This window comes from Burkholderia ubonensis (assembly GCF_902833085.1).
In the GTDB taxonomy this organism is placed as follows: Bacteria; Pseudomonadota; Gammaproteobacteria; order Burkholderiales; family Burkholderiaceae; genus Burkholderia; species Burkholderia ubonensis.
This window is the reverse complement of the sequence record NZ_CADFEB010000004.1, coordinates 46,485-59,150: the sequence shown is the minus strand read 5'-3', so window position 1 is coordinate 59,150 and position 12,666 is coordinate 46,485. Positions and strand designations below refer to the sequence as shown.

At 70.9% G+C, this 12,666-nt stretch carries 13 protein-coding genes; 7 read left to right on the top strand and 6 right to left on the bottom strand.

Translation table 11 applies throughout. The features are described 5' to 3' along the window. The first annotated feature begins 6 nt into the window (after nt 1-6). From rqpR to HWX31_RS11465, 3 genes are all read left to right on the top strand, one after another. The gene (rqpR, locus tag HWX31_RS11475) at nt 7-663 is read left to right on the top strand and encodes a response regulator transcription factor RqpR (protein ID WP_059611810.1); all 657 of its coding nucleotides are present in this window, start codon (nt 7-9) and stop codon (nt 661-663) included. A 159-nt stretch (nt 664-822) separates the two neighbouring features. Then, complete coding sequence (gene bcaP, locus HWX31_RS11470) at nt 823-2,226, top strand: branched-chain amino acid transporter BcaP (RefSeq protein WP_174964724.1); 1,404 nt, start codon at nt 823-825, stop codon at nt 2,224-2,226. A gap of 313 nt (nt 2,227-2,539) precedes the next feature. Beyond that, complete coding sequence (locus tag HWX31_RS11465) at nt 2,540-3,565, top strand: XdhC family protein (protein ID WP_174964723.1); 1,026 nt, start codon at nt 2,540-2,542, stop codon at nt 3,563-3,565. A 30-nt stretch (nt 3,566-3,595) separates the two neighbouring features. Here the strand turns inward: HWX31_RS11465 and HWX31_RS11460 are convergent, their stop codons facing one another. From HWX31_RS11460 to fliE, 6 genes are all read right to left on the bottom strand, one after another. Continuing rightward, complete coding sequence (locus HWX31_RS11460) at nt 3,596-4,336, bottom strand: PepSY-associated TM helix domain-containing protein (protein WP_174964722.1); 741 nt, start codon at nt 4,334-4,336, stop codon at nt 3,596-3,598. Between the two features lie 171 nt (nt 4,337-4,507). Then, complete coding sequence (locus HWX31_RS11455) at nt 4,508-4,825, bottom strand: EscU/YscU/HrcU family type III secretion system export apparatus switch protein (protein ID WP_010090390.1); 318 nt, start codon at nt 4,823-4,825, stop codon at nt 4,508-4,510. After that, nucleotides 4,822-6,156 carry a flagellar hook-length control protein FliK gene (fliK, locus tag HWX31_RS11450; protein ID WP_175933914.1) on the bottom strand — a complete coding sequence of 445 codons (1,335 nt, stop codon included), beginning with the start codon at nt 6,154-6,156 and terminating at the stop codon, nt 4,822-4,824. The genes HWX31_RS11455 and fliK overlap by 4 nt, the downstream gene beginning before the upstream one ends. Nucleotides 6,157-6,233: 77 nt before the next feature. Beyond that, a complete protein-coding gene (locus tag HWX31_RS11445; protein WP_174966140.1) occupies nt 6,234-6,572 on the bottom strand; it encodes a flagellar protein FliT in 339 nt (112 codons plus the stop codon). Beyond that, nucleotides 6,569-7,003, bottom strand: coding sequence for a flagellar export chaperone FliS (gene fliS / locus HWX31_RS11440; protein ID WP_174966139.1), 435 nt, complete (start codon nt 7,001-7,003; stop codon nt 6,569-6,571). Before fliS ends, HWX31_RS11445 begins: the two co-directional genes overlap by 4 nt. Nucleotides 7,004-7,114: 111 nt before the next feature. Beyond that, the gene (gene fliE / locus HWX31_RS11435; protein ID WP_010095102.1) at nt 7,115-7,459 is read right to left on the bottom strand and encodes a flagellar hook-basal body complex protein FliE; all 345 of its coding nucleotides are present in this window, start codon (nt 7,457-7,459) and stop codon (nt 7,115-7,117) included. A gap of 254 nt (nt 7,460-7,713) precedes the next feature. Between fliE and fliF the strand changes: the two genes are divergently transcribed. Genes fliF through fliI form a run of 4 tightly spaced genes read left to right on the top strand, consistent with a single transcriptional unit; the run spans nt 7,714 to nt 12,664 of the window. Further along, nucleotides 7,714-9,486 (top strand): flagellar basal-body MS-ring/collar protein FliF, encoded by a 1,773-nt coding sequence (fliF, locus tag HWX31_RS11430; protein WP_174966138.1) that lies wholly within the window; start codon nt 7,714-7,716, stop codon nt 9,484-9,486. Continuing rightward, nucleotides 9,476-10,471 (top strand): flagellar motor switch protein FliG, encoded by a 996-nt coding sequence (gene fliG, locus HWX31_RS11425; RefSeq protein ID WP_010098410.1) that lies wholly within the window; start codon nt 9,476-9,478, stop codon nt 10,469-10,471. The genes fliF and fliG overlap by 11 nt, the downstream gene beginning before the upstream one ends. After that, nucleotides 10,464-11,147: a flagellar assembly protein FliH gene (fliH, locus tag HWX31_RS11420; RefSeq protein WP_174966137.1), complete on the top strand. Its 684-nt coding sequence runs from the start codon at nt 10,464-10,466 to the stop codon at nt 11,145-11,147. Before fliG ends, fliH begins: the two co-directional genes overlap by 8 nt. Continuing rightward, nucleotides 11,141-12,664: a flagellar protein export ATPase FliI gene (fliI, locus tag HWX31_RS11415; protein WP_174966136.1), complete on the top strand. Its 1,524-nt coding sequence runs from the start codon at nt 11,141-11,143 to the stop codon at nt 12,662-12,664. The genes fliH and fliI overlap by 7 nt, the downstream gene beginning before the upstream one ends. The last annotated feature ends 2 nt before the right edge of the window (nt 12,665-12,666 follow it).

Genomic DNA, 12,666 nt, shown 5'->3' with positions numbered 1-12,666 from the left:
GGCGCCATGAGTCTGAACATCCTGCTCGTCGACGACCACGCGATCGTCCGGCAAGGCATCCGGCACCTGCTGATCGACCGCGGCGTGGCCCGCGAAGTCACCGAGGCGGAAACCGGCGGCGAAGCGATGGCGGCCGTCGACAAGCGCGAATTCGACGTGATCCTGCTCGACATCTCGCTGACCGACATGAACGGCATCGAGGTGCTCAAGCGCCTGAAGCGCAAGCTGTCGCGCACGCCGGTGCTGATGTTCTCGATGTATCGCGAAGACCAGTACGCGGTGCGCGCGCTGAAGGCCGGCGCGGCCGGCTACCTGTCGAAGACGGTCAACGCCGCGCAGATGATCTCCGCGATCCAGCAGGTTGCCGCGGGCCGCAAGTATGTGAGCCCGGCGATGGCCGAGGCGCTCGCCGAATACGTGTCGTTCGAGAACGAGCCGCTGCCGCACGAGAAGCTGTCGGACCGCGAATACCAGACGCTGTGCATGCTCGCGTCCGGCAAGCGGCTCACCGACATCGCCCACACGCTGTCGCTGTCGGTGAAGACGGTGAGCGTCTACCGCACGCGGCTGCTCGAGAAGATGCGGCTGTCGAACAACGCGGAACTGACCTTCTACGTGATGAGCAACCGGCTCGTCGACATGGCGCCCGCGTCCGGCGCCTGACGGCCGCGCGCCCTCCTCGTGCAAGCGCTTGTTTTAGCGGGCGATTCCGCCGCGCGATGGTGCGCCGCGGCGGGTCGCCCCGGCCAAATCGGCTAAAATATCGGGTTTTTCACTCACTCAGCGCCCCCGCGTTCGTGCGGGCCGGCGACCTCATCCGCAATGTCTCTCTTCCGCAAGAAAAACGTCGATCGCATGATCGCCGGCGCGCACGCCGCCGGGCTCAAGAAAGCGCTCGGCGCGATCGACCTCACCTTCCTCGGCATCGGCGCGATCATCGGCACCGGCATCTTCGTGCTGACCGGCACCGGCGCCGTGCAGGCCGGCCCCGCGCTGATGCTGTCGTTCGTGATCGCCGCGATCGCGTGCGGGCTCGCCGCGCTGTCGTACGCCGAGTTCGCGTCGACGATTCCGGTCGCCGGCTCGATCTACACGTATTCGTATGCGACGCTCGGCGAGCTCGTCGCATGGATCATCGGCTGGGACCTGATGCTCGAATACGGGCTCGCCGCGTCCGCCGTGTCGGTCGGCTGGTCCGGCTACCTGCAGTCGCTGCTGCAGGGCTTCGGCCTCACGCTGCCGACCGTGCTGAGCGCCGCGCCCGGCGCGGTGCCGGGCGTGGTCACGTGGTTCAACCTGCCGGCGTTCCTCGTGATGATCGTGATCACGACGCTGCTGTCGATCGGCATCCGCGAATCGACCCGCATCAACAACGTGATGGTGTTCATCAAGGTGTCGGTGGTGCTGCTCGTGATCGCGGTCGGCATCTTCCACGTGACCCCGGCGAACTGGCAGCCGTTCATGCCGCACGGCTGGAACGGCGTGTTCGGCGCCGCGGCCGTGATGTTCTTCGCGTTCATCGGCTTCGACGCGGTGTCGTCGGCGGCCGAGGAAGTGAAGAACCCGAAGCGCGACCTGCCGATCGGCATCATCGCATCGCTCGCCGTCTGCGCGTTCCTGTACGTCGCGGTCGCGGCGGTCGCGACGGGCATCGTGCCGTCCGCGCAGTACGCGAGCATCTCGCACCCGATCTCGTACGCGCTGCAGATCGCCGGCGAGAGATGGGTCGCGGGCTTCATCGACCTCGGCGCCGTGCTCGGCATGCTGACCGTGATCCTCGTGATGAGCTACGGCCAGACCCGCATCATCTTCGCGATGTCGCGCGACGGCCTGCTGCCGGCGACGCTGTCGCGCGTGCATCCGCGCTTCGCGACGCCGTTCCTGACGACCTGGCTCGTCGGCCTGTTCTTCGGGCTGATCGCCGCGCTGGTGCCGCTCAACGTGCTCGCCGAGCTGATCAACATCGGCACGCTCGCCGCGTTCTCGATGGTGTCGATCGCGGTGCTGGTGCTGCGCCGCACCCATCCGGACCTGCCGCGCGCGTTCCGCTGCCCCGGCGTGCCGGTCGTGCCGATCCTCGCGGTCGCGTCGTGCCTGTTCCTGATGCTGAACCTCGCGCCCGTCACGTGGGCCGCGTTCGGCGTGTGGCTCGTGATCGGCCTCGCGATCTACTTCGTGTACTCGCGCCGTCATTCGAAGCTCGCGCACGGTCACGACGCGCACTGAACGCCGCCGATGCGCGCGCCCGGCGCGCGCATCGGTGCGACGCCCCGCAGGGCCGGATGCCGGCCCTGTACGCTGCTCCCCTTCCCCGCCGCAATCCGCTGCCGCGCCCATGCGCGCCCCGTAGCGGATCTCCCTCCCGCCGTGTCGTTCCCGCGATCGATTCCTGTCCGATCGTCGCGATGTCTTGCCCATTCCTCCGGATTCGCCCAGTCGAGCGGCATGGCCATCTGCACGCTCACGCGGCGCGGTTCATAATCCCGCCATCGAACGGCGGCCCGCACCGGCGGGACCGTCCAGCAACAGGAAACGGATGATGGAAAGCGTCGATCTCGATGTACTGAAAACCAGCGCGCGCTGGATCGAAGAAGGCCGCCGCGTGCTGCTCGTGACGGTCGTGAAGACGTGGGGCTCGTCGCCGCGCCCCGAAGGCGCGATGCTCGCGGTGCGCGACGACGGGCTCGTCGTCGGCTCGGTGTCGGGCGGCTGCATCGAGGACGACCTGATCGCCCACGTGCATGCGAGCGGCATCGCGCCCGACGCGCGGCCGGAAGCGGTGAAGTACGGCGTGACGGCCGAGGAGGCGCACCGCTTCGGGCTGCCGTGCGGCGGCACGATCCAGCTCGTGCTGGAGCCGCTGACGCGCGACAGCGGCATTGCCGCGCTGTGCGCGCAGGTCGAGGCGGGCCGCCTCGTCACCCGCACGATGACGCTCGCGACGGGCCGCGCATCGCTGTCGCCCGCGCAGGCGACCGACGGCGTCGCGTTCGACGGCGAACGGCTCGTGACGATCCACGGCCCGCGCTACCGGATGCTCGTGATCGGCGCGGGGCAGCTGTCGCGCTACCTGTGCCAGATCGCGGTCGGGCTCGACTACCAGGTGACGGTGTGCGATCCGCGCGACGAATACACGGATGCCTGGGACGTGCCGGGCACGCGCGTCGTGCACACGATGCCCGACGACACGGTGCTCGACATGCAGCTCGACGCACGCTCGGCGGTGATCGCGCTCACGCACGATCCGAAGCTCGACGATCTCGCGCTGATGGAAGCGCTGAAGACGCCCGCGTTCTACGTCGGCGCGCTCGGCTCGCGGCGCAACAACGCGGCGCGCCGCGAGCGGCTGCGCGAATTCGATTTGAGCGACACGGAACTGGCGCGGCTGCACGGGCCGGCCGGCATCTACATCGGCAGCCGGACGCCGCCGGAAATCGCGATCTCGATCCTCGCCGAGGTCACGGCCGCGAAGAACCACGTGTCGCTGCCGACGATCCTGCAGGTCGAAGGCGCGAAGGCCGCGCGCGAGATCGCGGCGCGCGGCGGCGAGGCCTGCGGCATCTGAGCCGGGGCTCCTGCGGCGTCGAACGAGCCCCTAGACGAGCCCCGCGACGAGCGCCGCGGCGACCGAGCCGGCCACCAGCACGACGCCGACCGTGCGGCGCTTGTTCAGTTCGGTCCACAGCAGCACGCCCGTCAGCGACAGCAGGATCAGCGAGCCGGCGATCGTGTCCATCAGCAGCACCCAGCCGAGGTTCATCCCGACGCCGCGATGCAGGTTGTTCAGCGTCGTCAGGAACGAGTTGCCCGTACGCTTCACCGATACGTAGCCGTTGCCGACCCAGTATTCGGCCTGCAGGTTCTGGTGCGGCCCGAACAGGCCGAACTGCCAGTGCTCGGGCTGCATCACGCGCCGGTCGCCCCATGCGACGGGCTGCGCAGGGTCCTTGCGCACCCGGCCCGGGCGGCCGTCGAAGCGCAGCTCGCGCGCCAGCCACTTCGTCATCGCGACGGGCGTCGCGGGCGCCGGGTTCGGCAGCGCGAGCTGCAGCTCCTCGACCTGCGGCTCGCCGGTCGGGATCTTGAGCGGCGGCGCGCGGTGATTGAGCACGATGCCCGTCACGCCGAACAGCAGCCCCAGCACCGCGCCCCACAGGCCGACCCAGCCGTGCACCTTGCGCAGCCACTTGATGAAGGTCGCGCGGCGCGAACGCCGGCGGCGCGCGGCAAGCTCGTCGCCGGTCAGCCGGCGGGCCGCCGCCGGGTGGGGCAGCACGGTGACGCCGGCACGGGGCGTACCCGCCTGGGGCGTATCGATCGTTTCGGGCGCGTTCACGCAGGGAATTCCATTCGTTCAAAACGACGGGCGGCGCGCCGGTAAAGCGCGCCGCCCGCGAGGCATGAAAATGAGAATGGATATCATTACACAAATTGCGACCGGGCTCAATCGGCGAGCCCGCGCAGGCCAGGGCTTCTTCACGCCAATCACGGGCTTGCGCCGGCCGCGTCAGCGCAGCGGCGGCAGCGGAAAGTCCGGCGGCGCGCCGCCCGCTCCGGCGTCGGCGCGCTCGAGCGCGTACAGCCATGCGAGCAGGTCCGCGACCGCCTGGTACAGCTGCGGCGGAATCCGGTCGTCGAGATCGACCTGCATCAGCAGCGACACCATCTCCGGCGCGGTGTGCACGTAGAGCCCCGCATCGCGGGCGCGGGCGACGATCATCTCGGCGACCGCCCCGTAGCCCTTCGCGATCACGCGCGGCGCGGCGTCGCCGCCCTTCGCGTCGTAGACGAGCGCGGCCGCGCGCTTGCGGGACGAGCCGCTCATCGCGCGTCTCCGTCGTCGGCGCCGCCGCCGCGCGCATAGGCAGCCGCGGCCGCCTTCGCGGCGATCGCGTCGAAGCCGTCCGGCGCGCCGTCGACCGCGCGGATCGACAGTCCGCCGAGCTGCAGCCCCGACGCCTCCAGCCGCTGCCGCAGCGCGCCTTCGTGCCGGGCGAGCCGGCCGGCGCCAATCTCGTTCGCGCGCAGCCGCGCGACGAGCTGCTCGCCGTTCAGCACCAGCTCCGCATCGACCGTGCCGAGCGACGGCAGCATGAGCGTGAGCCGCGTGCGCCACGCGATGCCGTCGCCGGCGTCGTCGCCGCGCGCCGCGTGCCCGCCCGAGTCGTCGGGTTCGATCGTCCAGTCGAGCCGCGCGCCCGGCCACGCTTCGCCGATCCAGCGGAACTGGTCGGTCGCGAGCACGTCGAGCTGCTGGCGCACAAGCGGCACGGCGGCCGGATGCACGGTCACCGGCGCCGCGCCCTGCGCGTCGGATGACGCTGCGTCGGCCAGCGCGGCGCGCGCGGGGGTCCAGCGGGAATCGGTGGTTTCGGGGCGCGCGTCGGCGCCGCCGCGCGCCGGCACCGCGTCGGGCCCGAGAAAGTCGTGCGCGGGCGGGCGCGGCGGCGCGCCGGCCGGCGTGCCCTGCCCCGGCGTCTGCTGGGCCGCCGCGCGAGGCGCGGGCGACGGCAGCGGCAAGCGGGCGTCGAGCAGGTCGTCGAGCACGCTGTCGGCCGCCGGCGGATGCGCGTCGGCGGGCGCGAGCAGGCGCGCCTGCGGCTCGCGCGCGAGCGCCGCGAGCGGCCGCTGTCCGGCCAGCCATTGCGCGAGATGGGATTCGTAGAACAGGCCGCTTTCGCTCACGGCCTGCGCGAGCGCGGCGCGCAGCGCCACGATCGGCGGCGCGGCCGACGCATCGCGCACCGCCTGCGCGGACGATGCGGCCTGGCCGGACGTGAGCGCCGCCTGGCGCGCCGCGTCCGGCGGCACGGCCGCGCGCGCGCCGCCCGGCGCCTGCGCCGCCGGATCGGCCAGCAGCACGGTCGGATCGGCGAGCAGCGGCGTCCGGCCGACGACCGCCGGCGTCGCGTCGCCGCCGAAACGGGAGATCGCGTCGAGCACGAGCCCGACGTTGGACAGCGCCGTCTGCGCGGACGGTTGCGGGATCGACGCGGCGGGCGGCACAGGCGTCGCCGGCGCCGCGGAGGCGCCGGTGGCCTGCGCGCCGACCTGCGCCGCCGCGCCGCCGCCGGACGGCGGCGACACGACGCCGGTCAGCAGGCTGTCGAGGCGGCTGGCCAGCAACGCGGCGGCTACGGTGTCGATACCGGTCATGATCGGAACCTGCTCACCTATGCAACATCGATGCGAATTCGGAAACCGGCGGCGCCGGGCGCGCGCAACCCGCGCCGTCAGCCGCGCGCGCGTGCGCGGTACAGGTCGGTCAGCACCTTGGTCGAGCGCTGGGTCTCGAACAGCGCGGACAGCCGCGCGATCTCCGGGCTCGCGAGATCGCGAATCGCGGCGTCGTCGGCCAGAATGCGGCGAATCAGGTCGAGCTTGCGGGCGAGTTCGACCTCGTCGAGCGCGATGCCCTGCCCGGCCTCCTTCAGCCCGTCGACGAGCTGCAGGTATTCCTCCTGCAGCCCCGACAGCGCGTTCCAGTCGGCGCCGCGCGCGGCGTGCAGCATCCGGCCGGACACGGCCGCGATCGCCTCGTAGCGCGCGAAGTACTCGTCCTTCCGGTTCATCTTTGCTGGTCCGCAGCCTGCTGAGCAGTCATCCGAGCAACTTCCGGGCCGATGCCCGTCCACGCTTCCTCGAGCGTCGCGAGCAGCCCGTCGACCTCGACCAGCATGGCATCGCTGCTCTGCGCGTTCGCCTGCAGCAGGCGCTTGCCGATGTAGCTGTACAGTGCGTCGAGGCGCACCGCGATGTCGCCGCCCGCCTCGCGGTTCAGCGACGTCTGCAGGCCGCTCTCGACGATGCTGATCGCCTTGCCGATCGCCTCGCCGCGCGCCGGGATGTTGCCCTGCTGCAGGTGCATGCGCGCGAGCGCGACGGCCTTCCGCGCGCCCTGGTAGAGCATCGCGATCAGGCGATGCGGGGACGCGCCCATCACCCCCGTCTCGACGCCGACGCGCGCATACGCATTGGCTCCAGCGTGTCCTGGGGAAAACATGCGCTTCTCCTTGTTGATGCGTTGGATCTGGATAGCCTGCGCCCGCGACGCGGCTGACTCCCGGAGTTATCGGAAAGGAAGTTAAAAGCTTTAGCGGAACCGAGGACCTTGTCAGACCGGCATCTGCATGACTTCGTTGTACGCGGTCACGAGCTTGTTGCGGACCTGCAGCCCGAACTGGAAGCCGATGTTCGCTTTCTGCATGTCGACCATCACGTCGTTCAGCGAGATGTTCGGCGCGCCGACCTCGAACGCGTGCGCCTCGCCGAGCGCGCGCTGCTGGTCGCCGCTGATCTTGTCGAGCGACGCCTTCATCGCGCTCGCGAAGGTGCCGGCGGTCGCGGCGCCGGAACCGGCGACCGCCGCGCTCGGGCTGGCCGCGCCGCTTGCCGCCTGCGCCGCCATCGCCTGCATCTGTTGCAATACCGAACCGATTCCGCCGACGTTCGCCGTCATGCTGTTTCCCCATCCAGAAAAGAGGGCCCGTTCGGGCCGGACCGGGCGGGCCGTCGGCGCGTATTGCACGCCCGCCATACCGGATCGCGAAAAAGCATAGCAGCGCACCGCCCGGCAAAGCCGCGAAAGTACGGGGGAAACCCGGCTCTTTTCGGGCGATCGGATCGGGGGCGGCGTCACGATAATCGCATCGTGTCATTGTCCGCCCGCTCGCCCGAGCGGCTCAGTCGTCCCGCTCCGGAGAACCTCGACGCATGGATTCGCAGGCCAATTCGCTGATCAATCCCGACGCCCGCACTGGCCTCGCCAGCCCGGCGCCCGGCGCCGCCGCGGCCGCGGCGCTGCCGGGGGCTGGCGGCGCGGGTGTGGACTTCGGGCTCGGCGGCTTCGCGGAACGGATTCCGGGCATCGCGCGGATGCGCGGCAACCCGAAGCTGCCGTTCATCATCGCCGCCGCCTTCGCGGTCGCCGTGATCGTCGCCCTCGTGCTGTGGACCCGCGCGCCCGACTACCGCGTGCTGTACAGCAACCTGTCGGACCGCGACGGCGGTGCGATCATCGCCGCGCTCCAGCAGGCAAACGTTCCATACAAGTTCGCCGACGCCGGCGGCGCGATCCTCGTGCCGGCGAACCAGGTCCACGAAACGCGCCTGAAGCTCGCGGCGCTCGGGCTGCCGAAGGGCGGCTCGGTCGGCTTCGAGCTGATGGACAACCAGAAATTCGGCATCAGCCAGTTCGCCGAGCAGATCAACTACCAGCGCGCGCTCGAAGGCGAGCTGCAGCGCACGATCGAATCGATCAACGCCGTGAAAACGGCGCGCGTGCATCTCGCGATCCCGAAGCCGTCGGTGTTCGTGCGCGACCGCGAGGCGCCGTCGGCGTCCGTGTTCGTCGATCTCTACCCGGGCCGCGTGCTCGACGAAGGCCAGGTGCTGGCGATCACGCGGATGGTGTCGTCGGGCGTGCCCGACATGCCCGCGAAGAACGTCACGATCGTCGACCAGGACGGCAACCTGCTGACGCAGCCGGCGTCGGCAACCGGCCTCGACGCGAGCCAGCTCAAGTACGTGCAGCAGGTCGAGCGCAACACGCAGAAGCGCATCGACGCGATCCTCGCGCCGATCTTCGGCACCGGCAACGCGCGTTCTCAGGTGAGCGCCGACATCGATTTCTCGCGGCTCGAGCAGACCTCGGAAAGCTACGGCCCGAACGGCACGCCGCAGCAGACCGCGATCCGCAGCCAGCAGACCAGCACCGCGACCGAGCTCGCCCAGGGCGGCGCATCGGGCGTGCCGGGCGCGCTGTCGAACACGCCGCCGCAGCCGGCCTCCGCGCCGATCGTCGCGGGCAACGGCCAGAACGGGCCGCAGACGACGCCGGTCAGCGACCGCAAGGATTCGACGACCAACTACGAGCTCGACAAGACGATCCGCCACGTCGAGCAGCCGATGGGCAGCGTGAAGCGCCTGTCGGTCGCGGTCGTCGTCAACTACCAGCCGGTCGCCGATTCGAAGGGCCACGTGACGATGCAGCCGCTGCCGCCCGCGAAGCTCGCGCAGGTCGAGCAGCTCGTGAAGGACGCGATGGGCTACGACGCGAAGCGCGGTGACTCGGTGAACGTCGTCAACAGCACGTTCACGGCCGCCGGCGACCCGTACGCCGACCTGCCGTGGTACCGCCAGCCGGACATCATCGACATGGCGAAGGAAGCCGCGAAGTGGCTCGGCATCGCGGCGGTCGCGGCGGCGCTGTACTTCGCGGTGGTGCGCCCGGCGATGCGCCGCGCGTTCCCGCCGCCCGAGCCGGCCGCGCCCGCGCTGCCGGCGCCGGAAGACGCGGTCGCGCTGGACGGCCTGCCCGCGCCGGAGAAGGCCGCCGCGAACGAAGACGCCGACGCGCTGCTGCTCGGCTTCGAAAACGAGAAGCACCGCTACGAGCGCAACCTCGACTACGCACGCACGATCGCCCGCCAGGATCCGAAGATCGTCGCAACCGTCGTGAAGAGCTGGGTGAACGATGAACGCTGAAGGCTTGACCAAGAGCGCGCTCCTGCTGATGTCGATCGGCGAGGAAGAGGCCGCGCAGGTATTCAAATTCCTCGCGCCGCGCGAGGTGCAGAAGATCGGCGCCGCGATGGCCGCGCTGCGCAACGTCACGCGCGAAGAGGTCGAGCGCGTGCTGAACGAGTTCGCGAAGGAAGCCGAGCAGCACACCGCGCTGTCGCTCGATTCGAACGACTACATCCGCTCGGTGCTGACGAAGGCGCTCGGCGAGGACAAGGCCGGCGTGCTGATCGACCGCATCCTGCAGGGCAGCGACACGAGCGGTATCGAAGGCCTGAAGTGGATGGATTCGAGCGCGGTGGCCGAGCTGATCAAGAACGAGCATCCGCAGATCATCGCGACGATCCTCGTGCATCTCGACCGCGACCAGGCGTCCGAGATCGCGTCGTGCTTCACCGAGCGGCTGCGCAACGACGTGCTGCTGCGGATCGCGACGCTCGACGGCATCCAGCCGGCCGCGCTGCGCGAGCTCGACGACGTGCTGTCGGGCCTCCTGTCCGGCAGCGACAACCTGAAGCGCAGCCCGATGGGCGGCATCGGCACCGCGGCCGAGATCCTGAACTTCATGACGTCGGTGCACGAGGAAGGCGTGCTCGAGAACGTCCGCCAGTACGATCCGGACCTCGCGCAGAAGATCATCGACCAGATGTTCGTGTTCGAGAACCTGCTCGACCTCGAGGACCGCGCGATCCAGCTGGTGCTGAAGGAAGTCGAATCGGAGACGCTGATCATCGCGCTGAAGGGCGCGCCGCCCGCGCTGCGCCAGAAGTTCCTCGCGAACATGTCGCAGCGCGCGGCCGAACTGCTCGCCGAGGATCTCGACGCGCGCGGCCCGGTGCGCGTGTCCGAAGTCGAGACGCAGCAGCGCCGCATCCTGCAGATCGTGCGCAACCTCGCCGAGGGCGGCCAGATCGTGATCGGCGGCAAGGCGGAAGACGCGTATGTCTGATCCGGCGAGCGACCGCGTGGGCAACCTCACCGCTTACCAGCGGTGGGAAATGGCGTCGTTCGACCCGCCGCCGCCCCCGCCGCCGCCCGACACCGCGGCAGCGGCGGCTGCCGCGCTCGCCGAGGAATTGCAGCGCGTGCGCGACGCCGCGCATGCGGAAGGGCTGTCGTCCGGCCACGTCGAGGGCCAGGCGCTCGGCTACCAGGCCGGCTACGAGCAGGGCCACCAGCAGGGTTTCGAGGCCGGCCAGGCCGAGGTGCGCGAGCAGGCCGCGCAGCTTGCGGCGCTCGCCGCGTCGTTCCGGGAGGCGCTGGCCGCCGCCGAGCACGATCTCGCCGCCGACGTCGCGCAGCTCGCGCTGGACATCGCGCAGCAGGTCGTGCGCCAGCACGTGAAGCATGACCCGGCCGCCCTCGTCGCCGCGGTGCGCGACGTGCTCGCGGCCGAGCCGGCGCTGTCGGGCGCGCCGCATCTCGCGGTGCATCCCGCCGACCTGCCGGTCGTCGAGGCGTACCTGCAGGAAGAACTCGACGCGCTCGGCTGGAGCGTGCGCACCGATGCGACGATCGAGCGCGGCGGCTGTCGCGCGCACGCCGCGACGGGCGAAGTCGACGCGACGCTGCCGACCCGCTGGCAGCGCGTCGCCGCCGCGATCGGCAAGGTGAGCGCATGGTGACGCCCACGCCCGAATCGTTCGCGCATGACGGCATGACGCCGCTCGAGCGCGAACTCGCGCTCGCGTCGTTCGGCCCGGACGCCCCGCACGAGGCCGCGCCGGCCCCCGCGGCGGCCGACACCGCGCCGCGCGCGCCGCACAACCCGCACCTCGCGCACTGGCGCACGCACCTGAACGGCCTCGCGGCGCGCAGCCACCGCGCGCTGCCGCTGCGTCCGTGCGGCCGCCTCACCCGCGCGGCGGGCCTCGTGCTCGAAGCGATCGGGCTGCGCCTGTCGGTCGGCGCCGAATGCACGATCGAATTGCCGCCCGGCAGCACGCTGCCGGTGGCGGAGGCGGAAGTCGTCGGCTTCGCCGGCGAGCGCCTGTTCCTGATGCCGACCACCGACGTCGCGGGCGTGCTGCCCGGCGCGCGCGTATGGCCGCTGGAACGCGCGCCGGTCGCCGATCCGCTCGCGGGCGCCAAGCGCCTGCCGGTCGGCTGGGACATGCTCGGGCGCGTCGTCGACGCATCGGGCCGCCCGCTCGACAACCTCGGCCCGCTCACGTCGAAGGTCGACGCGCCGCTCTCCGCGGCGTCGATCAACCCGCTCGATCGCGAGCCGATCCACCATGTGCTCGACGTCGGCGTGCGCGCGATCAACGCGCTGCTCACCGTCGGGCGCGGCCAGCGGATGGGCCTGTTCGCGGGTTCCGGCGTCGGCAAGTCGGTGCTGCTCGGCACGATGGCGCGCTACACGAGCGCCGAGGTGATCGTGATCGGCCTGATCGGTGAACGGGGCCGCGAAGTGAAGGAATTCATCGAGCAGATCCTCGGCGAGGACGGCCTCGCGCGCTCGGTCGTGGTCGCGGCGCCCGCCGACGTGTCGCCGCTGCTGCGGATGCAGGGCGCCGCGTACGCGACGTCGCTCGCCGAATGGTTCCGCGACCAGGGCAAGCACGTGCTGCTGCTGATGGATTCGCTGACCCGCTACGCGATGGCGCAGCGCGAGATCGCGCTCGCGATCGGCGAGCCGCCCGCGACCAAGGGCTATCCGCCGTCGGTGTTCGCGAAGCTGCCCGCGCTCGTCGAGCGCACCGGCAACGGGCCGGAAGGCGGCGGCTCGATCACCGCGTTCTACACGGTGCTGACGGAAGGCGACGACCAGCAGGACCCGATCGCCGATTCGGCGCGCGCGATCCTCGACGGCCACATCGTGCTGTCGCGCGCGCTCGCCGAGGCCGGCCACTATCCGGCGATCGACATCGAGGCGTCGATCAGCCGCGCGATGACCGCGCTGATCGACGAGACGCACCTCGACCACGTGCGCCAGTTCAAGCAGATGCTGTCGCGCTACCAGCGCAACCGCGACCTGATCGCGGTGGGCGCCTATGCGCCCGGCCGCGACGCGCAGCTCGACCGCGCGATCGCGCTTTACCCGCACATCGAAGCGTTCCTGCAGCAGGGCTTTCGCGAATGCGCGCCGTACGACGCGAGCCTGGCCGGTCTCGATGCGCTGTTCACCCACGGAGGCTGACG